At 59.5% G+C, this 18,286-nt stretch carries 16 protein-coding genes; 6 read left to right on the top strand and 10 right to left on the bottom strand.

Annotated features, from left to right (window positions below):
* The 3 genes from AAAX31_RS02865 to AAAX31_RS02855 all read right to left on the bottom strand — a co-directional run.
* Nucleotides 1–503: transposase (locus tag AAAX31_RS02865; protein ID WP_349076104.1), on the bottom strand; the 503-nt coding region annotated here is incomplete at its 3' end.
* A gap of 169 nt (nucleotides 504–672) precedes the next feature.
* Entirely contained in the window at nucleotides 673–2,895 is a 2,223-nt protein-coding gene (locus AAAX31_RS02860; protein WP_117769879.1) for an ABC transporter permease, read from the bottom strand.
* Nucleotides 2,885–3,670: an ABC transporter ATP-binding protein gene (locus tag AAAX31_RS02855; RefSeq protein ID WP_117769880.1), complete on the bottom strand. Its 786-nt coding sequence runs from the start codon at nucleotides 3,668–3,670 to the stop codon at nucleotides 2,885–2,887. Before AAAX31_RS02855 ends, AAAX31_RS02860 begins: the two co-directional genes overlap by 11 nt.
* 148 nt (nucleotides 3,671–3,818) lie before the next feature.
* Here AAAX31_RS02855 and vsr point away from each other — a divergent pair, with 148 nt between their 5' ends.
* The 3 genes from vsr (at nucleotide 3,819) to AAAX31_RS02840 (ending at nucleotide 6,913) form a co-directional block, all read left to right on the top strand.
* Nucleotides 3,819–4,805 carry a DNA mismatch endonuclease Vsr gene (vsr, locus tag AAAX31_RS02850; RefSeq protein WP_349076102.1) on the top strand — a complete coding sequence of 329 codons (987 nt, stop codon included), beginning with the start codon at nucleotides 3,819–3,821 and terminating at the stop codon, nucleotides 4,803–4,805.
* 498 nt (nucleotides 4,806–5,303) lie between these two features.
* Complete coding sequence (locus AAAX31_RS02845) at nucleotides 5,304–6,233, top strand: AraC family transcriptional regulator (protein WP_158556899.1); 930 nt, start codon at nucleotides 5,304–5,306, stop codon at nucleotides 6,231–6,233.
* 56 nt (nucleotides 6,234–6,289) lie between these two features.
* Nucleotides 6,290–6,913, top strand: a complete 624-nt coding sequence (locus tag AAAX31_RS02840) for an HAD family hydrolase (protein WP_117769883.1) — start codon at nucleotides 6,290–6,292, stop codon at nucleotides 6,911–6,913.
* Between the two features lie 224 nt (nucleotides 6,914–7,137).
* Here the strand turns inward: AAAX31_RS02840 and AAAX31_RS02835 are convergent, their stop codons facing one another.
* Nucleotides 7,138–7,995: a class II fructose-bisphosphate aldolase gene (locus tag AAAX31_RS02835; protein WP_022095149.1), complete on the bottom strand. Its 858-nt coding sequence runs from the start codon at nucleotides 7,993–7,995 to the stop codon at nucleotides 7,138–7,140.
* 335 nt (nucleotides 7,996–8,330) lie between these two features.
* Between AAAX31_RS02835 and AAAX31_RS02830 the strand changes: the two genes are divergently transcribed.
* Entirely contained in the window at nucleotides 8,331–9,134 is an 804-nt protein-coding gene (locus AAAX31_RS02830) for a DeoR/GlpR family DNA-binding transcription regulator (protein WP_117769884.1), read from the top strand.
* A 65-nt stretch (nucleotides 9,135–9,199) separates the two neighbouring features.
* Here the strand turns inward: AAAX31_RS02830 and AAAX31_RS02825 are convergent, their stop codons facing one another.
* Both AAAX31_RS02825 and AAAX31_RS02820 read right to left on the bottom strand, forming a co-directional pair.
* The gene (locus AAAX31_RS02825; protein ID WP_187364997.1) at nucleotides 9,200–10,360 is read right to left on the bottom strand and encodes an FprA family A-type flavoprotein; all 1,161 of its coding nucleotides are present in this window, start codon (nucleotides 10,358–10,360) and stop codon (nucleotides 9,200–9,202) included.
* Between the two features lie 129 nt (nucleotides 10,361–10,489).
* On the bottom strand, nucleotides 10,490–11,476 hold the full coding sequence (locus AAAX31_RS02820; RefSeq protein WP_117769957.1) for a LacI family DNA-binding transcriptional regulator: 987 nt from the start codon (nucleotides 11,474–11,476) through the stop codon (nucleotides 10,490–10,492).
* 383 nt (nucleotides 11,477–11,859) lie between these two features.
* Here AAAX31_RS02820 and AAAX31_RS02815 point away from each other — a divergent pair, with 383 nt between their 5' ends.
* Together AAAX31_RS02815 and AAAX31_RS02810 are read left to right on the top strand one after the other, a co-directional pair.
* On the top strand, nucleotides 11,860–13,065 hold the full coding sequence (locus tag AAAX31_RS02815) for a galactokinase family protein (protein ID WP_117766485.1): 1,206 nt from the start codon (nucleotides 11,860–11,862) through the stop codon (nucleotides 13,063–13,065).
* Nucleotides 13,056–14,684, top strand: a complete 1,629-nt coding sequence (locus AAAX31_RS02810; protein WP_187364996.1) for a UDP-glucose--hexose-1-phosphate uridylyltransferase — start codon at nucleotides 13,056–13,058, stop codon at nucleotides 14,682–14,684. The genes AAAX31_RS02815 and AAAX31_RS02810 overlap by 10 nt, the downstream gene beginning before the upstream one ends.
* A 343-nt stretch (nucleotides 14,685–15,027) precedes the next feature.
* Here AAAX31_RS02810 and AAAX31_RS02805 read toward each other — a convergent pair whose 3' ends face one another.
* The 4 genes from AAAX31_RS02805 to lacA form a co-directional block, all read right to left on the bottom strand.
* The gene (locus tag AAAX31_RS02805; protein ID WP_117746107.1) at nucleotides 15,028–15,963 is read right to left on the bottom strand and encodes a hexose kinase; all 936 of its coding nucleotides are present in this window, start codon (nucleotides 15,961–15,963) and stop codon (nucleotides 15,028–15,030) included.
* A gap of 56 nt (nucleotides 15,964–16,019) precedes the next feature.
* The gene (locus AAAX31_RS02800; protein WP_117766479.1) at nucleotides 16,020–16,901 is read right to left on the bottom strand and encodes an aldose 1-epimerase family protein; all 882 of its coding nucleotides are present in this window, start codon (nucleotides 16,899–16,901) and stop codon (nucleotides 16,020–16,022) included.
* A 203-nt stretch (nucleotides 16,902–17,104) separates the two neighbouring features.
* A complete protein-coding gene (lacB, locus tag AAAX31_RS02795) occupies nucleotides 17,105–17,629 on the bottom strand; it encodes a galactose-6-phosphate isomerase subunit LacB (protein ID WP_006234831.1) in 525 nt (174 codons plus the stop codon).
* Nucleotides 17,630–17,692: 63 nt separating this feature from the next.
* Nucleotides 17,693–18,121, bottom strand: coding sequence for a galactose-6-phosphate isomerase subunit LacA (gene lacA / locus AAAX31_RS02790; protein ID WP_006234830.1), 429 nt, complete (start codon nucleotides 18,119–18,121; stop codon nucleotides 17,693–17,695).
* Nucleotides 18,122–18,286 lie beyond the last annotated feature (165 nt).

Genomic DNA, 18,286 nt, shown 5'->3' with positions numbered 1-18,286 from the left:
CGGGGGTTTCCGGCCGGCGTCGTGCCGCCGTAGGCGTAGCCACGGCGGGCCAGGAACGCCAGGAGCCGCTGCTTCGCCGCCGCGAGCCTCGCGGTCGCCGCGTCGTGGGCCCCGGCGAGGTCCCTGAGCCCCTCGATCTCGGGGGACGGCACCCATACCGGGGAGATATCGTGCGACAGTATCGCCTTGGCCATCCTGGCCGCGTCGTTGCGGTCGTTCTTGGACGAGAAGTCTGCCGCCGACCTCGGGACCCTGGAGACGGCCGCGACGACGCAGTCGACGCCGAGCCCGGAGAGCTCCCTCTGCGGGGCGAAGCCGAGGTAGCCGCTCTCGTAGGCGGCGAGCGACGGGCCGGGGAAGCCCGACATCCACTCCGCGACCTCGCCCCAGGGGTTGCCGCGGAACCTCCTCGTCACGGCCTCGCCCGTCTCCGCGTCGAGCGCGCAGACGGTGGTGGACCTGAGGTGTACGTCCATTCCGAAGGCGGTAGAATATCTAGGCACGGGAGCCTCCCAACCTCGTTGCGGCGCGGCTGCGCCTCTGGCACTTCAACAACATTGTCGCAGCCCCGACCCGCGGTCACGAGCGGGGGCTCCTGTCGTTTCCGTGCCCCTGGATTGGGTCATAGTGTCTGACTTATGCTCAACCTACGATAAATCCGAGCTGAACGAGCTACTCGCTGTAGCGGGTGGCTATGGCAGCTTGCACCATTCCGGCGCTCATGAGGTAGGTCACCAGGAAGTATCCGCCATAGGCTGCCAGGAAGATTGCACAGGTGAGGCCCACGGTGCCGCCGATGCTCATATTTCCGAATATGCTCACCAGCTCGATGATCACCTTAAGTGCCACAAAGGAGTGCGCCAGGCCCACTGCCAGAGGGAACAGGAAGAACACTGCTTGCTGCGCCATCACCGAATGGCGAATCTGGCGGTCCTCACAGCCGATCTGTGCCAGCACACGATAGCTGCGGCTGCCGTCGGCCACGTTGGAGAGTTGCTGGATCGACAGAATCGCCGCGCATGCAACGACCAATACAAAGCCGATGTAGATGGCTAGGTAGCTAATAAGACCGTTCATTTGCGCTGCTTGCGCGTACATCTCGGAGCGTGTGATGAAGGTTCCCCACGACCCCGGCTCCTTGCCGTCAACGAGCAGATTGTCGAGCACAGTGTATTTAATACTCTCGTCTGCCTCGGTCGTATCCATCCCCTGTTTGTAGTTAACGAGCAGGCTACTGGAATACGGCTGCAGATTAAGTTGGGACAACAGCTCGTCGGCAACGACGACGGTACCCGGATTACTGCCCATCGCCGAGTTGGCGATGGCCGCCGCATCTTCGTCCGACTTATCGGTTGCGGGCTTGAGCGTATGCCCGCCCAAGGTAAGGGCATGGCCGCCAGCCATATACTTGGTGTACAGGTCGACCAGCTCGCCGCCCATATCACACGTGAGCAGATACTGGTCGTGACCGATGTGCACCGGCTCCTCGCCCATCATCTGACGCAGTTTGTTGTACTGGCTCGCCGGCGTCACAAACAGACCCATCGTATCGGCATTGCTACCCCCGAACGCCTTGGGAAGCTTTTCGCCCATGGCCTTGCACATTTCACTTGGAGTCACCGAAGGATCCGAACCGCCAAGCGGGTAACTCAGATACGAATCGATCTGCACATGCTCACCGGCAACATCGGCAATATTGACCTTCTTGCCGGTCTCGTCGTTGTTGTCCGCCGACTTGCCCTTACGATCGCCGTGCCATGGATCGCCGTGCCATGCGGAGTACAAATCGACCGTACTATCGGCCAGCACCATGCGATCGGCTTCAGACGGATTGATGTACTCTTTGTAGTAGTCGAGCGTATCGGGCGTGTAATAGACATACGTCTGTGACACGTCAACAGGGTTATAGCGCTCCAGGTTTTCGTTCATCACATTGGCAATCGACATACCGCACGTCACCGAGGTGATGGCCAAAAACAGGAGCATCGCGATGACGCCCATCGAAAAGCACACCGTGTTGACCTTGGCCGCAAGCTGGCGCACGGTAAACATGTTGAGGCCGCGCCAATACACGCCGCGCAGGCTCTGCAGCAGCTTGATGAGCATGCCCGAGAGTCCCCAGAACAGGGCAAAGGTGCCCACTGTAACCATAGCGGTCGTAATGCCAAACTGGTTCATGGCCTCTTGCAGCTTGCTGTCCGTCGCGGTTAGCGGGAACCCATCACGTAGCAGACGGTAATAGGCCACGCCCACAAGCACCACGCCCACGGCAAAGATGGCAATCGCAATCCAGGGGTTGCGCGTCTTGATGCTCTCGTTGCGACGCTCGGCACCCATAAGCTCGATGAGTTTGGTGCGACGCACGGCGCGAAGGTTCAGCAGTAGCGTGAGCACAAACATTACGAGCATGCAGGCAAGGGTCAGATTGAACGCATGCATCGAGAAAAAGAAGTGGAAATTGGCGATCTGTGTCTTAAAGAGCGAGGCCGTAAAGAACGTCATGAGCTGGGAGAGTCCCACACCCAGCACAATGCCGGCGACAAAGGCCACGACCGATACTATCACGGTCTCGAGCGCCATGATCGTGGCGACGCGCCCGCGCCCCATGCCGAGCACCTGGTACAGGCCAAACTCCTTCTTGCGGCGTTTCATGATGAAGTTATTGGCATACACCATCAAAAAGGCCATGACACCGGCCAAAAAGTACGTTAGGTCGCCGAGTATGCTGCCCATAACCTGCGCCAAGCCCTCTTCATCGATGCCGGCGATGTCGACCTGCATCGAGATGGTGTTAAAGGCATAGAAGACCGTGACGCCCAGGGTGAGCGTCAGCAAGTAGACGAGGTAGTCGCGGCCGGCGCGGCGGACGTTGCCCCAAGCGAGTTTACAGAGCATCGGAGCCCTCACCGCCCATCATGGCAACGACCTCCATAATGCGGTCGAAGAACTCTCGGCGGTCGATGTCGCCGCGGCGCAGCTCGGTGAAGATCTTGCCGTCGCGAATAAACAGCACACGGCTCGTGTAGCTGGCGGCAAAGCTGTCGTGCGTGACCATGAGCACGGTGGCGCGTAGGCGGCGGTTAAGGGCCTCTAGGCTCTCGAGCAACAGGCGGGCGCTTTTGGAGTCGAGGGCGCCGGTAGGCTCGTCGGCCATGATCATGGTGGGGTCGGTGACGAGCGCGCGAGCCGCGGCAACGCGCTGCTGCTGACCGCCGGACATCTGGTAGGGATACTTGTCGAGCACCTGGCTGATGGACAGGCGCGCTGCCACATCCTGCACGCGAGTCGAGATCTCTGCCGAGTTTGTGCGGGCGATGGTGAGCGGCAGAGCGATGTTCTCGCGTGCCGTGAGCGTATCGAGCAGGTTGGAGTCCTGGAAGATAAAGCCGAGCTCCTCGCGGCGGAACTGCGAGAGTTTGGCCTGCTTCATGCGCGTCACGTCCTGGCCGTTAATGCGGATCGTGCCGCTCGTGGCGCTATCGATGGTCGACACGCAGTTGAGCAACGTCGACTTGCCCGAGCCCGAAGCGCCCATGATGCCAACAAATTCACCGCGGTTGACGGTAAAGCTGACGTCGTTGAGCGCGCGGGTCACGTTGCCCAGCGCTCCGTATACCTTTTCGAGATGCGCGACCTCCAGTACCGGGGTCGCCATGTGCGTGGTTTGCATACCGAGTCCTTTCTTGCAATTAGTCTACGGCATCTATAGTCGCAAGAAGACGAGTCGGCTACCATCGATATGGCTTACGCTTGCCTTACCGTTGTGTAAGGTACGCGTAGCTACCCTGCCACGCGTTGATGTTGAGAGAGGACTCCTGTTGAAGACTGTTCATGTTGCCGCTGGGATCATTCGCAAGGATGGATCTGATGAGCTGCTTGCCGTGCAGCGCGGCTATGGCGACATGCAGGGACTTTGGGAGTTCCCCGGTGGCAAGCTCATGCGCGGCGAGACGCCCGAGGACGCCGTACGCCGCGAGCTTATGGAAGAGCTGCAGGTAAAAGTCACCAACCTGCGCGATTTCTACACCGTTGAGTATGACTACCCCGATTTCCATCTCTCCATGGAGTGCTACTACTGCTCGCTCGCCGATGAATCCGATGAGCCTCAGAAGCACGACCGCCAGCTCGATATCCGCTGGATTCCGCGCACCTCGCTTGCCACGGTGGAATGGATGCCCGCCGACAAGGGGCTTATTAATGCCCTGATTGAGCTGAAGGAAGACCGGCTTGAGGCAAGCGCCGCCGATGACGCCGAGGCCGCCATGGCCGACGAGTCTGCCGCCAAACCCAAGCGCGCACCTAAGCGCCGTAGCAAAAAGCGCCCCAAGCCCGGCCTGCTGGACGGCATCGATACCTCGGACCTTTCTGCCGACGAGCGTGAGCTCGTGCGCCGTCGCGCCGCTATAAAAAAGTCCATGAAGGGCAACAAGCGTGCGAACACCAAACCTGAGCTGCTCGTTCGCCAGCGCCTGCGCGCCGCAGGCCTTACGGGATACCGTCTGGAATGGAAGGTGCCCGGAAAACCCGACATCGCCTTTCCCGGGCGCAAGATCGCCATCTTCGTCAACGGCTGCTTTTGGCATCGCTGCCCCAAATGCAACCCAAGTCAGCCCAAGCGCAATGTTGAGTTTTGGGAGGCAAAGTTCCGCCGCAACGTCGAGCGCGACCGAGCCGCCGTGGCAGCACTCACTCAAATGGGCTGGACACCCATAACCATCTGGGAATGTGAGCTCAAAAAGGACCGCATCGACGCCACGATGGAAAAGGTCATCGAGCAGGTGCGCACCGCAGAGCTGCAGCGCTAGGAACGAGCCGTCCACACGCCCCGCACGTCCGCGCCACATCCACGTCACAAACCTTAGAAAGCTCTTAAGCCCAAAACCTTTCAAGAGTGTTACTCGATAGCTTTTACCTGCGGTTTCATCGTAACACCAAACCAGGTTAAGCCTTTCTTTAGCGCTTCTTTGCGACGTCCGCGGCATAATACTGCCAACGCACGGGATCTAGCAGCACACCCCGTGCGCAAACTTTTGGTGGACATCGAGGAGGCCGCATAAGCATGCATTCTTCCAATGACGCAGCACAGCAGCCATCCCTAAATCATGCGAACCTTTTCTCCTTCCCCCCGACACAGAGAAACGGCTTCCTCGACTCCCCCACCACAAAAGCCAAACGCTCAACCGACCAGAGCCACAACTTGCGAGCATCGTTCGAAAAGCTCCAAGCATCCCTAGACAAGGCGTTCCCCGAACAGGCAAGAGCAATCTAAGCCCATCGCGCTTTATACTGATGCCATGCGAAACATGGATCACATAGAATTGCACCGCGGAGGACGCGAGGAAGCGTTTCCCGAGACCGGCGAAGACTGGCCCTATATTGCCGAACGCGCAGAATTCGCTCGCTATCCGGGCAATTCCGTCCCCTGGCACTGGCATTCCGAAGTTGAGCTTTTCTACATGGAGCAGGGAGCGATTGACTATCGAACGCGCGCGGCTCATGAGCACGTACGCTTTGAGGAAGGGTCCGCCGGCTTTATCAACGGCGGCGTTTTGCACAGCACGCTGCAATCACCCAATTCGGCACCAGCCATTCAAATGTTGCATATCTTTCAGCCGTCGATGCTCGGCGATCCCGCGGGACGCCTTCAAAAGCGCTATATCAATCCTTTGCTGCAATGTCGAGGCGTCGATGTGCTCAAATGGTCGCCCACCAACCCCGACGATATGCCCTTTATCGATTTGCTAAAGAGTTCCTTTAACCACGACCTTCAACGGCCGCAGAACGAGATGGCGCTTCGAAATAGTTTGTCAGAGCTCTGGATTCAGATTTACGCCAAGGCCGAACCGCTCTTTTCCTCCGACAACACCTCTTGGATGACCAACCGCGACGTACAGTTCAAGGCAATCCTGGACTATATCCGCGCAAACTATGCAGCCGCTATAGATGTGCCCCAGATGGCATCTGCATCCGGCGTAAGCGAAAGAGAGTGTTACCGCATTATCGAAGCTTGCGCAGGAACGACCCCGGCGGCATATCTGCGCGCATACCGCGTAAACCGTGCTTGCGAACTTTTGGCACACACCACGCGAACGGTCCAGACAGTCGCGCGCCAATGCGGCTTTGCGACAGCAAGCCATCTTGGCCAGGTATTTAAAGAACAAATGGGATGCACTCCTTCGAGCTATCGAGCAGCGAGGCAGAATCTCGATAGTACCAGGCAGAAATCCCGCTAGCCCTTTTTCTGTCACTGCATCAAACTTGCAGGCAAACAACAGAGAGGAGCAATCATATGAAGCACTTTGACCATATCGTGTTTGACGTTGATGGGACATTGGCAGATACAGAAGAAAGCGTGCTGTCATCGCTTGGCCAGATTGTCCAAGAAGAAACCGGCAAAACGCTCCCCCGACACGAGCTTGAATTTGCCCTCGGCATACCCGGCAAGAACGCCCTTGAGAAACTTGGGATCTACTCACAGGCAACGCTGGATCGCTGGTGCCAAGTTGCCGCCAGCTTTAAAAGCACCATCAGCGTGTTTCCCGGCTTGCACCAAGTTATCGCAACACTCTCCGACAATGGCTGCAAACTTGGCATCGTCTCCTCACGTGCGCGCGACGAATACGCAGAAGAAATTGCACCCCTTGGCTTCGATAAGTATTTTGAGCACATCATCCTTGTCGAAGACACAACCGAACATAAACCCGCACCCGCTCCCATGCTCGAATATCTCCGGCGTACGGGCGCGAATCCTGGCAACGTCGTCTACGTTGGCGACACCGTCTACGACGAACAATGCGCAACTTCGGCAGGGGTCAGTTTTGCCCGAGCAGCATGGGGATCACACCAAGATATCCCAAACGCCACCTACAACCTCAAAACCCCCAACGACCTACTAACCCTAACAACCAAATAACCCACGCGTCCCACCCTTTCAGCCCCAACGCCACAAGGGCGATTGAGCAGGACGGTTTGGGCGGGTCCCGTACTTAGTTTCCAAAATCATTCCGCAGCGCGAAGGCCCCCGTTGTCAACGCTTCGAAGAAGCGAGACAACGGGGGCCTTCATGCGCGAGGACGTTTTGGAAACTAAGTACGGGACCCGCCCAAACCGTCCGGTGGGATCAGAGTACCCTTGTTGTTACTCTGCTTTGCCCACAGAGTTGAGGTTGGTCATGCGGATCTTAACCAGCTCGGTGATCTCACGCATGCCCTCCTTGGCCGGCTTCTTGGGATCGAAGCAGGCGGGGTTCTCGGCCATGTAGGCCATGAAGCCCTTGGTGTAGGCCTGACGCAGCTCGGTGGCGTAGTTAACCTTGCAGATGCCGTTCTTCACAGCCTCGGCAACCTGCTCATCGGGCACACCGGAGGTGCCGTGCAGGACCAGCGGCACGTCGACGGCGTCGCGGATGGCCTTGACCACGGACTGCTCGATGTGCGGATCGCTCGTGTACACACCGTGGCTGGTGCCAACGCCAATTGCGAGGGAGGTGCAGCCGGTACGCTCGACGAACTCCTTGGCCTCGGCCGGATCGGTGTAGGGGCTCTCGCCCTCAACCGCGGGACCGTCGTCCTCCTTGCCGCCAACCTTACCGAGCTCAGCCTCGACGGGCACGCCCATGGCGCGGCCAGCGTCGGCGACGGACTTGGTCAGGGCGATGTTGTCCTCGAAGGACTCGTGCGAGCCGTCGATCATAACGGAGGTGTAGCCCGTGCGGAAAGCCTGCATGCAGCGGTCATAGCCATCGCCGTGATCGAGGTGCAGGGCGACGGGTACGGAAGCGCGCTCGGCAGCGGCCTTGACCATGCCGTAGAAGTAATCCAGGCCAGCGGTCTTGATGGTGCCCGGGGTGGTCTGCATGATGACTGGGGACTTGGTCTCCTCGGCAGCGGCCAGAACGGCCATAACAAACTCGAGGTTCTCGACGTTGAAAGCGCCAACAGCGTAGTGGCCGGCCTGAGCGTCCTTGAGCATCTTTTCGGTGGTAACAAGTGCCATGAGCGTTTGCTCCTCTCCCTCGCCCGCATCTGGACATCGGGCGTAGTTGTTCACAAGGCGTTTTACCTTGCGTTTTGCTGCGCTCATTGTATGAAATTCAGCGGGTATGCATGTGCGAGATATTGTCATCGCGCGAGGTCCAACCTTCATTTTTGAAAAGTAAACGGAAGGGGTCGAACCCGAGCGCGCGTGTTCGAAATTGAGTTTTGAGCCTTGATTATCTTTCTTTTATAGAAAAAGTAAGTAATCGAAAGGCGTTTTCTTACTTAAAAAGAAAATGAACGAAAATAGACTCAACACAATTCCTGCAAATTTCAGACGATGATGGAGCGGATATGGCCCATGCAACAACCCGAGCTTTCGCCGATGAGCGTCGGTCCGCCATTATGGAAATGCTCGAGCATAATGCCTCGGTGCAGGTAGCAGAAATCGCCCAGACCTTTGGCGTGTCCTCCGTCACCGCCCGCGCCGACCTGGACGCGCTCGCCGAAGCAGGCAAGCTGCGCCGCACACATGGTGGTGCCGTATCGCTCCACAAACGCCTGACCGTTTCCACGCAGGATCGCCGCATCAATGTCAACGTCGCTGCCAAGCAGGCCATCGCGCAAAGCGCCATCGAGCTTGTCAATGACGGCGACACGCTGCTCGTCGATTCGGGCACCACGGCGCTTGAGTTCGTCCGGCTCCTCGACCAGCGCGACGGCATCACCGTTATCACGGCCGACATTACCATCGCTGATTATATCGACGAGAGCATGCCCTCGGTCGATGTCGTCATGCTGGGCGGGGCACTGCGCAAAGGTCATCGCTATCTGTACGGCCCACTTACCATGCAGGCGCTCCAAATGGTCCACGCCGACCTTGCCGTCATGTGCCCCGGCGCTTTTGTTCCCGGCTGCGGCTTTACGACCGACTTTCCGCAGATGGCCGAGACCAAAGCGGCTATGGTCGGTGCCGCCCGTCAAAGCGTCGCCCTCATGGATGCCAGCAAGGTCAACGGACGTGGCATGTACCGCTTTGCCGAGCTTACCGACGTCGACACCATCGTGATGGACCGCGACCCCGATCACACCGTAGCCACCTCAATCGCCGATATCGTCGACGACGCCCGCCCAAATCTCGTCATCGCCGGCGCTTAAACAAAAACCACCACAAAGGTGCCTGTCCCCTTTGTGGTGGTTTGAGCGTTAAAAGCGATATATCGCTACTTGGAAAGCTCGTCGGCGAGAACCTCGATCTGAGCGCGCGAGGCGTCGTTGAGCGAGCCCAGCACGGTCACCTTGTTCTGCGCCAGGGTGATGTCCTTCATGCCCTCGAGCTCCTTGGTCATAACCTTGGCAGCGGTGGGCGCCCAAGAGCCGGCCTCGACGAGTGCCACCGTACGGTTCTGATAGGCGTGCTCGGCAAGCGTATGGATAAAGGTGCTCATGAACGGGAAGATCTCGCCCTGATAGGTGATGGAGGCGAGCACCAGACGGTCATAGCGGAACGCATCCTCAACGGCCTCGGCCATATCGTCGCGTGCCAGGTCAAAAACGGAAACCTTCTGGCCGCGAGCCTCGAGCGCAGAAGCGAGCTCCTCAACAGCAGCCTTCAGATGGCCATACACGCTCACATAGGCGATCGTGATGCCCTCGTCCTCGGGCTGATAGCTCGACCAGGTGTTGTAGGTGTCGAGGTAATAGCCCAGATTCTCGGTCAGCACGGGGCCGTGGAGCGGACAGATAATCTGAATGTCCAGGTCGGCGGCCTTCTTGAGCACGGCCTGCACGAACTTGCCGAACTTACCGACGATGCCAAAGTAGTAGCGGCGCGCCTCGCAGGCCCAGCCTTCCGGGTCCTCGATGTCGTTGGCGCCGAACTTGCCAAAGCCGTCGGCACTAAAGAGCACCTTGTCGGTAGACTCGTAGGAGAAGATCACCTCGGGCCAGTGCACGTTGGGGGCGCAGACAAACGTTAGGCTGTGGCCACCCAGGTCGAGCACGTCGCCCTCTTTGACGACTATCTTACGCTCGGGGTAGTCGGTGCCAAAGTAGTTGACCATCATGCGGAAGGCGCCCATGCTGGCCACAATCTGTGCCTGGGGATAGCGCTCCATAAAGGCGGCGATACCGGCGGAGTGATCGGGCTCCATGTGATGGACGACCAGGTAGTCGGGCGTACGGCCATCGAGCGCGGCCTCGAGGTTGCCGAGCCATTCGTCGACAAAACCGCCATCGACTGAATCGGCGACAGCGATCTTTTCGCCCAAGATAACGTAGCTGTTGTATGCCATACCGTTCTCGGACACGTCGTACTGGCCCTCGAACAGGTCAATGTCGTGATCGTCGACACCGATGTAGCGGATATCCTTGGTGATCTCCATCAGGCAAAGCCTCCTAGATAGACAAAAGAACCCGTCTATCATAACACTCGGCAGTATCCCAGCTGTTATCTGCCGGCATCCATACCGATTGTTATTGAAATACGATAAATCGCCGTTTACCTGCGCAAACTATGCGCGCGGTATCGCCGTGCTATGTCGAATAATGAGCTGGCCGGGAATACGAATGGCAACGGTTTTGCCCGCCGTACCCGCCTCGGGAACCGCATGCTCGAATACCTCGCGTCCGCGCTGATGTAGATCAAATCGCACGGTCGTGAGCTCGTTGTGTGCCACAAAATCATCGAGCGAATCATCGACGCCCACCACGCTCACGTCCTCGGGCACGCGCAAGCCACTATCGCGCAGCGCTGCAATTGCGCCGTTTGCCATCTGGTCGTTTGCCGCGTAAATCGCCGTCATGGTGCGGTCGTGCTCGGCCAGATATCTGCCGGCCTCGTAACCGCTGTTGGCAGACCAGTCGCCCTCGAGCGGCGTCTGCGGCTTAATGTGCCTACGCTCGAGCGCATCCTGCCAACCGGCTCGACGAAATTGCTCGTCGACCGAGAACGACGGGCCGCCAATATAGCGAATTTGCTCATGCCCCAGCTCAAACAGGTGATTCATAAGCAAGAGCGAGCAGCCGTAATGATCGGAGTCTACCGTGGTCACCCGCGGGTGCGCGTACATGGTAACGATGACCGTGCCAATGCCCGGCAGTGGATCAAACGTCTCAAAATCGGGCGCCATACGGCTCATGCCGATAATGATGCCGTCCACCGGCAATGCGGCCATACGACGCGTGGCCTCGGCAAGCGAAAACTCCTCGGTCTTGGACATCTCGACCAGCGTGATGGCGCAATTATGCTCGCGAGCAGCGCTGGCGATGCCGTCGATCATTGAGAGGTTGCCGAACTTGGTGACATCGTTGACGCACAGGCCGACCGAATGATAACGGCCGTCGCGCAGCGAGCGACCGGCATAACTCGGACGAAAGCCGAGCTTTTGCATAGCGGCCTGTACGCGCTGGCGCGTCTGCTCGTTAACGTTAGGCAAGCCGTTGGCGACGCGCGAAACCGTCTGCTGCGAAACGCCGGCAGCGCGGGCGACGTCGGCCATGGAGACCGGACGCGAACTGGTATCGTTGGACGGGCGCCTTGCCACAGGATCACCTTCACCCTTGCGAGATCTGAATAGCGTGAATGCCGGCCCGGGCAGAAATACATCCCGCGCCGAGGCCCGCTATCGTCGGACGCATGTTAACGTACTCTACTTTTTCTATCTGCATCTCTTCTGCTTTATAAGTCCATACGGCAGTACCGTTCACGGCTGAATTTCTACCGATTACCAGATTCTCAAAAAGTGACAAGCGATGTGTTATGAGTACGTTAACATAGCCCGTAACGTGCGGTATTGTGAACACTTGGTTCATGCCGCTTCAAGTTGTTAACGTACTCATAACGACGCAAAACCCACCCGTGCGCGCCAAGGAAAGGACTCCCATGACCACCCCCGACGAAAAGACATTCGCCACGCTCACCAAGCTGTTCGAGGAGGAGTTTGGCCCCATCGGCGACCGCCAGGTGCTCTACGTGCACGCGCCCGGCCGTTCCGAGATCAGCGGCAACCACACCGACCACGAGGGTGGCCACGTTATCGCCGGCTCGCTCGATGTCGCCGTCGACGGCATCGCCGTGGCAACCGATTCCAACAAGGTTCGCGTTGCCGACGAGGGCTATCCCACGTTTGAGATCGCGCTCGACACGCTAGACGTTCAGGAGTCCGAGAAGGGCACGTCCGCAAGCCTCGTGCGCGGTATGGCCCACGAGGTCGCAGCCCTTGGCGTTGAGCCCAAAGGCTTCGACTTTGCCTTTACCTGCTCCGTCCCCTCGGGCGGCGGCCTTTCCAGCTCTGCCGCCGTCGAAGCCGCGTACGGTCGTGCCATGGAGACGCTCTGGGGCGCGCCCGCCATTGAGCCCGTCACGCTCGCCCAGATGAGCCAGCGCACCGAGAACAACTACTACGGCAAGCCCTGCGGTCTGATGGACCAGGCCGCCGTTTGCTTGGGCGGACTCGCCTACATGGACTTTGAGGATCAGGCCCAGCCCAAGACCCAGAAGCTCGAACTCAACTTTGAGGATCACGGCTATGCACTCGTGCTCGTTAAGGTCGGTGCCGACCATGTGGCAGCTACCGACGACTACGCCGCCGTTCCGCGCGAGATGCAGGACGTCGCCGCCGAGTTTGGCAAGGCGCGTCTGTGCGAGGTAAACGTGGCGGACTTTGACGCCAAACTCCCCGAGCTGCGCGCCAAGCTGGGCGACCGTGCCTGCCTGCGCGCCGTTCACTACTGGTACGAAAACGGCCTAGTCGACAAGCGCTGGGCTGCCCTGAACGCCGGCGACATCGACCAGTTCCTGGTCCTGACGCGCGAGTCCGGCGCCAGCTCTGCCATGTACCTGCAGAATGTCGTTGCCAAGCTGGGCTCCGAGCAGCCTTCCATGTACGCCTTGGCACTGGCCGAGCATGTCCTCGACGGCCGAGGCGCCGTCCGTATCCACGGTGGCGGCTTTGGTGGCACCATCCAGGCCTTCGTGCCGCTCGACCTGGTCGACACCTTCATCGCCAAGATGAACGGCTGGCTGGGCGAGGGCTCTGCCCGTCATTACGCTATCTCTGACAAGGGGGCTTACGCGGCATGGCTGTAATGACTGATGTGCGCGAGGCTGCGCAGGGCCTGACTGAGTATGCTATCCACCGATCGATGATCGGACAGGACGACCGCATCTGGGCCTACAACACCATTCTGGAGTGCATCGGCGCCACGGGCCCCGCGCTCGACATGACCTGGGCGTTGCAGAACGAGAAGCTCTCGCTCTTGCACCCCGATACGCTCCCCGATTTTGACCTGGAGGGCACGCTTGCCGCGCTTTCCGAGGCCGCCGTCGCCAACGGTGCCGCCGAGGACACGGCATCGGGCCGCGACCGCATCGCCATGCGCATCATGGGCGTGCTGATGCCGAGGCCTTCGATTGTAAACGAGGAATTCAACGGCCGCATGGGCGTCGACGAGCCCCGCGCCGCGACCGACTGGTTCTACGGCCTGTGCTGCGACGCCGGCTACGTGCGCCGCGCCGCCATCGCGCGCAACATCAAATGGAGCACCTCCACCAACTGGGGCGACCTCGAGATCACTATCAACCTGTCGAAGCCCGAGAAGGACCCGCGTGACATTGCCGCGGCCGGCGTTGCAAAGAACACGGGAGATAAGTATCCCGCCTGCCAGCTCTGCATCGAAAACGAGGGCTATCCCGGACGCTCTGCCGCAGCCGACGGCGGCGCTCACCCCGCCCGCCAGAATCTGCGCGTTATCCCCATTCAGCTCAACGGCGAGCGCTGGGGCTTCCAGTACAGCCCGTATGCGTACTTTAACGAGCACTGCATTGCCATGAGCTCTGAGCATCGTCCGATGCACGTCGACCGCAAGGGGCTGACCTGCCTGCTCGACTTTGTCGACCTGTTCCCGCACTACTTTATTGGCTCCAACGCCGACCTGCCCATCGTAGGCGGCTCGATTCTGTCGCACGACCACTTCCAGGGCGGCGCGCACGAGTTCCCAATGATGCATGCCACCGAGGTCTCGCAGTTTAGCGTGCCTGGCTTTGACCAAGTCAGCGGTACCGTGTTGCAGTGGCCGCTTTCGGTGCTGCGACTGCGCTCGCACGACCGCGCCCAGCTGCTCGACGCCGCCGAGAAGATCATCCTCGCTTGGCGCGAGTGGACCGATGAGTCGGTGGGCGTCATCGCGCACACAGCCGACGGCGTAGCGCACAACACCGTGACGCCCGTCATCCGCCGCGTCGACTCCCGCGGCAACGCCGGCGGCGAGATCTACGAGGCCTACCTGGCGCTTCGCTGCAACATCACGACCGGCGAGCATCCGCTGGGCGTTTTCCACCCGCATGCCGAGTACCACCATATTAAGAAGGAGAACATCGGCCTGATCGAGGTCATGGGCCTGGCCATTCTTCCGCCGCGCCTGGTTCCCGAGCTCGGCGCTGTCCGCGAGCACTTGCTAGCGGCCAAGGCCGATGCCAGCTACGACCTTGCCGGTGCGCTCGAGGGCGATGATCTATGCCGTAGCCACGCCGCATGGGCCGAGGACGTCTTTGCCCGCCGCGCCGACGAGCTTACGGCCGAAAACGCCATCGACATCCTGCACGAGGAGGTCGGCGTGGTGTTTGGCCACGTGCTCGACAACGCCGGCGTCTTTAAGTGGGACGAAGCCGGCCGCGCCGCCCAGCAGCGCTTTATCGACTCACTGTAATGGTCCCTTGGGGACGGAGGAAAACAGATCATTTCGTCTTCAAGACAACGGCGCCCGCCGGCAACATCGCCGACGGGCGCCGTTTTTGAGTGTAGTCATTGGGGTCATTCTTAAGGGGCGTTCTTAAACGACTAGTCATTAAAGAGCGTCCCCAATGACTACTTGCGACCAAGGCAACGCCGGTGTCTTGGCAACGACAGCGAAAACGCCCCTAAGCGAGCAAGGTGACGTGAAAGAGGAGGGCATTGACCTTTTGGTCATGCCCGACGATTGAACGTCAGATTGCCGCTTAGGGGCGTTTGCAGCGTCGCGCCGTTACGCGGTTTGGTAAAACCGCGTAACCCTACAGTTCAGTCACGACAACGCTGTTGTAGACCTCGTCCCAGCGGTCCATGACCAGGTGGCCGGTCTTGGGATCCATGGCGTTGAGCTTGCCGCAGGTATTGGCGGTCTTGAGCACCGTGACGTCGTCGGCGCCGGCAGCAATGGCATGCGCAAAGCCGGCGATGGTCGAGTCGCCGGAACCCGTCGCGTTCACAGCCGCAATCGCGGGCGTCTTGGCGCGGAACGCGCGACCCTCATGGAAGCCAACCGAACCGGCAGCGCCCATCGAAACGACAACCCAGGGAATACCGGCAAAGCGGTCATCGGCGGCGAGCGCCTCGCGCAGGGCATCGACATCATCGGTCGTAAAGGACGTACCCAGCAGGCCGTTAATCTCGGTCAGATTGGGCTTTACGAGCTCGGGCTTAGCGTCGGACTCCAGCGCGGCCTCCAGCGATGCACCCGAGGTGTCGAGCAGCACCTTGGCGCCCGCCTCCTCGGCGATCTTGACGAGCTCGGCATAGTAGCCGGCATCGACGCCACGCGGCAGCGAGCCCGAAAGCGTCACAACGTCCGCCTTCGCTGCAAGCTCGGCGAACTTGGCCGTAAAGGCCTCGAGCTCGGCCGGGGCGATCTGCGGACCGCTCTCCAGCAGCTCGGTCTGATTGCCCTCGTGCAGAATATTCAGGCAAATGCGCGTCTCACCGGCGATGGGCACAAAGTCGTTCTTGACGCCGTCGGCATCCATAAGCTCGGCCATATAGGCACCCATGTGGCCGCCGAGCAGACCGGTCGCGAGCACATCGTCGCCCAACTGCAGCAGCACGCGGCTCACGTTGAGGCCCTTACCGCCAGCGGTCTTTTCGGGCGTCACACGGTTAACATCGTCGATGATCAGCTTGTCGAGCTGATAGCGCGTATCAATCGACGGATTCATGGTAACGGTCAGAATCATATTGAACTCCTGTTTCCGGGGCACGGCACGCGCGGCCCCAAACATACGATAACTCGTTAAAGGATCTCGATCTCAAAGCCGCAAGTGACGGTCTCTCCCGGCTTGGCCACCAGGCAGCCACGCTTGTGCTCCAGAATATCGTCCTCGTCGGAGCAGGTGGACAGACCACCCCACGGTTCAACAGCCACAAAGTCGCCCTCGGGCTTGCTCCACACAATCAGGTACGGCATATCGGGGAACGTCAGGCGCACGCCCTTGTCCTCGGTTTTCTTGGTCAACGTAACCACGCGGCTCTCGAGCACGTCAAAGATGGTCTCCGCGAAGTCGAAGAGTTCGTGGGTAAGCGGCAGGTTCTGGCCGATCATGGGGTTCTTGCTGCGATGCTCAACATCAATCAGGCCCGTCGAGGGAACGGCAGTACAGAGCTCGGCAGCCTCGCGCTGCTCAAAACGGAGCTCGTAGTCGTCATAGGACTCGCCCTCATCAAGCGGGCACTTAAAGCCAGGGTGACCGCCCACAAAGAACGGCATGTCCTCGGTGCCCTCATTGGTCACCTCGTACGACACGGCCACCTTTTCCGCATCGATCGTGTAACGAGCAACGATCTTAAACGGATACGGGTACTGCTCGAGCAACTCGGCATGGTCGGCAGAGCTTAGGCTCAGCGCAACCATGTTGTCGCCCTGCTCATCGAGCTTCCACTCCTGTTTGCGCGCAAAGCCGTGACGGGCAAGCTTGACCTCGCGGCCGCCCATGGTCATTGCGCGACCGTCACGAAGGCCGCCGCAGATCGGGAAACAAATGGGTGCCTGGCCCGACCAGACCGCCGGGTCACCCTGCCACAGGTACTCACGGCCGTTGGCCGTAATAGAAGTGAACGATCCGCCAGCCGTGCTCAACGCAATGCGGACAGAGCCGTTATCAAGAACAAACTCCATGGGAATCTTCTCCTTCACATATCATCTCGCACGATCCATTGTGAACGTCGTGCCTTTAGCAGAAAGGTAATGAGGCAGCGCCGCAAACAAAAGAACAATGCACGTCCAGCCCGCTGGGCCAATTGGGCTGATAGAAAACCGGCTCGCGCCCCCTCACAGAAACGCGAGCCGTCAACGGACTAGTTAATTACGCCGGATACCCGCTAATCGTGGTATTCGCCGCGGTCCCACTTCTCGAGGAACTCGTCAAAGAAGTGCGGGTCAGCCTGAGCCTCGGCATCGGCCTTATTGCAGGCATCGATCTTGGCGATCAGGGCATCGTGCTCGGGGGTCTTCTCGTAGGGCTCCTCCAGGAAGGCAAGCATGATATCGGCCATCAGGAACTCGCCGGTGATCTTGCCGCCAAAGCCCACGATGTTGGCGTTGAGCTCGCGACGGGCATACAGGGCAGAGGTCATGTCGCGAACCAGGGCGCAGCGGGCGCCGGGAACCTTGTTGACGGCGTTGGTGATGCCAATGCCGGTGCCGCACAGGGCCACGCCAAAGTCGGCCTTGCCGCTGGCAACAGCCTCGCCCACGGCCTTACCGTAGATGGGATAGTGCGTACGGGTGTGGCTGTAGGTGCCGCAGTCGAGCACCTTGTAGCCAGCCTGCTCCAGGCGGTCGGCCAGATAGATCTTCTCGTCCGTAACGATATGGTCGCAACCGATTGCGATGGTCTTCTTCATCAGAACGTCCTTTCGTCTGAATTCACAAGTTGAGGTAGAAGTTCGAGTTCTCGGTGGCTCTCGTTAGGCCATCTTGTTGAGCATGTCGACACGGATCTGGTGACGGCCGCCGGCGTACTGGGCGCGCAGGAACTCGCGGGCGATCTTCTTGGCAACCTCGGTGCCCACAACGCCCGGGCCCATGGTGACCATGCGCGAGCCGTTGTGCTCGCGGGTCATGTAGGCGGAACGCTCGTCGGAAATGTTGGCGACGACCATGCCCTTGATCTTGACGGCGGCCATATAGGAGCCGACGCCGTACTTATCGAATGCGAAGCCCTGGGAATCCTTGTGCTCCAGCAGGTCCTTGGCAACGGCGGTCGCGGAATCGACAAAGTCCGCGGCAGGGGTCTCGGAATAGTCGACGACCTCGTGACCGTCGGCGATGAGCATCTCCTTGATGGACTCCTTCATCGACATACCGTCGGCATCGGAAGCGATTACAACCCTCATGACATCCTCCTTGAGAGATACGCAGGTGCGTAGTTTCTGTTTGGAAGTGTTGAATCGCGTTCAGGTCCGGGCATCTGAATGTGCGGTTCTTCACTGTTCGTGTTTATTTGAACACATTCGAACATCAACTGCAAGAATTATTTGTTTATCTTTGTTCTTTTTTGA

It is taken from the genome of Collinsella sp. CLA-ER-H5 (assembly GCF_040092375.1).
Taxonomy (GTDB): Bacteria; Actinomycetota; Coriobacteriia; order Coriobacteriales; family Coriobacteriaceae; genus Collinsella.
Note: the sequence above shows the minus strand (reverse complement) of the source record. Positions and strands in the feature narration are given on the sequence as shown.

Excerpts from the sequence above, each read along its gene's own strand:
- AAAX31_RS02860 (WP_117769879.1), bottom strand. The coding sequence starts at position 2,895 with ATGCTCTGTAAACTCGCTTGGGGCAACGTCCGCCGCGCCGGCCGCGAC.
- AAAX31_RS02855 (WP_117769880.1), bottom strand. The coding sequence starts at position 3,670 with ATGCAAACCACGCACATGGCGACCCCGGTACTGGAGGTCGCGCATCTC.
- AAAX31_RS02845 (WP_158556899.1), top strand. The coding sequence starts at position 5,304 with ATGGATCACATAGAATTGCACCGCGGAGGACGCGAGGAAGCGTTTCCC.
- AAAX31_RS02840 (WP_117769883.1), top strand. The coding sequence starts at position 6,290 with ATGAAGCACTTTGACCATATCGTGTTTGACGTTGATGGGACATTGGCA.
- AAAX31_RS02835 (WP_022095149.1), bottom strand. The coding sequence starts at position 7,995 with ATGGCACTTGTTACCACCGAAAAGATGCTCAAGGACGCTCAGGCCGGC.
- AAAX31_RS02830 (WP_117769884.1), top strand. The coding sequence starts at position 8,331 with ATGGCCCATGCAACAACCCGAGCTTTCGCCGATGAGCGTCGGTCCGCC.
- AAAX31_RS02825 (WP_187364997.1), bottom strand. The coding sequence starts at position 10,360 with ATGGAGATCACCAAGGATATCCGCTACATCGGTGTCGACGATCACGAC.
- AAAX31_RS02820 (WP_117769957.1), bottom strand. The coding sequence starts at position 11,476 with ATGGCCGACGTCGCCCGCGCTGCCGGCGTTTCGCAGCAGACGGTTTCG.
- AAAX31_RS02815 (WP_117766485.1), top strand. The coding sequence starts at position 11,860 with ATGACCACCCCCGACGAAAAGACATTCGCCACGCTCACCAAGCTGTTC.
- AAAX31_RS02810 (WP_187364996.1), top strand. The coding sequence starts at position 13,056 with ATGGCTGTAATGACTGATGTGCGCGAGGCTGCGCAGGGCCTGACTGAG.
- AAAX31_RS02805 (WP_117746107.1), bottom strand. The coding sequence starts at position 15,963 with ATGATTCTGACCGTTACCATGAATCCGTCGATTGATACGCGCTATCAG.
- AAAX31_RS02800 (WP_117766479.1), bottom strand. The coding sequence starts at position 16,901 with ATGGAGTTTGTTCTTGATAACGGCTCTGTCCGCATTGCGTTGAGCACG.
- lacB (WP_006234831.1), bottom strand. The coding sequence starts at position 17,629 with ATGAAGAAGACCATCGCAATCGGTTGCGACCATATCGTTACGGACGAG.
- lacA (WP_006234830.1), bottom strand. The coding sequence starts at position 18,121 with ATGAGGGTTGTAATCGCTTCCGATGCCGACGGTATGTCGATGAAGGAG.